Genomic DNA, 1,026 nt, shown 5'->3' with positions numbered 1-1,026 from the left:
TACCCGAGGTTAAGGTCACCGAATAGGTGCCCGCTGAACTCACCGTCAAAATAGGATTGGTCGAGCCCGTGTTCCACAATACACTTCCCACACCCACCGCTGTCAGGCTCACACTCGGACTGGCACAACTCAGCGTCGCACCCGAAGGAGTGATGCTCACCGATGGGGCACTCTGATCCGCACTCACCTCCACACTGGTCACAGCCGTACAGCCACTGCCCGAGGTTAAGGTCACCGAATAGGTGCCTGCCGTACTGACACTGATCTGATTGTCGGTCGAGCCGGTATTCCACCGGAAGGAACCCGTGCCATTGGCCGTCAATGTCGCGGACGGACTGGCACAGCTTAGGGTCGCACTCGAAGGAGTGATGTTCACCGAGGGGGCACTCTGATCCGCACTCACCTCCACACTGGCCACGGCTGTACAGCCGCTGCCCGAGGTTAAGGTTACCGAATACGTCCCCGCTGAACTCACCGTCAAAATAGGATTGGTCGAGCCTGTGTTCCACAATACGCTTCCTACGCCCACCGCTGTCAGACTCACACTTGGGCTGGCACAACTCAGCGTCGCATTCGAAGGAGTGATGCTCACCGAGGGGGCGGTTTGGTCGGCACTCACCTCCACACTGGTCACAGCCGTACAGCCACTACCCGAGGTTAAGGTCACCGAATAGGTGCCTGCCGTACTGACACTGATCTGATTGTCGGTCGAGCCGGTATTCCACCGGAAGGAACCCGTGCCATTGGCCGTCAATGTCGCGGACGGACTGGCACAGCTTAGGGTCGCACTCGAAGGAGTGATGTTCACCGAGGGGGCGGTTTGGTCGGCACTCACCTCCACACTGGTCACAGCCGTACAGCCACTGCCCGAGGTCAAGGTCACCGAATACGTCCCCGCCGAACTCACCGTCAAAATAGGATTGGTCGAGCCCGTGTTCCACAATACACTTCCCACACCCACCGCTGTCAGGCTCACACTCGGACTGGCACAGCTTAGGGTCGCACCCGAAGGAGTGATGCTCACTG

Annotated in this window: 1 pseudogene; it reads right to left on the bottom strand. The window is 59.1% G+C overall.

Annotated elements, in window-relative coordinates:
- Positions 1 to 1,026: pseudogene (locus GJR95_RS41365) on the bottom strand (hypothetical protein); the annotation flags it as partial.

Origin of the sequence: Spirosoma endbachense (genome assembly GCF_010233585.1) — a bacterium.
Lineage (GTDB): Bacteria > Bacteroidota > Bacteroidia > Cytophagales > Spirosomataceae > Spirosoma > Spirosoma endbachense.
Note: the sequence above shows the minus strand (reverse complement) of the source record. Positions and strands in the feature narration are given on the sequence as shown.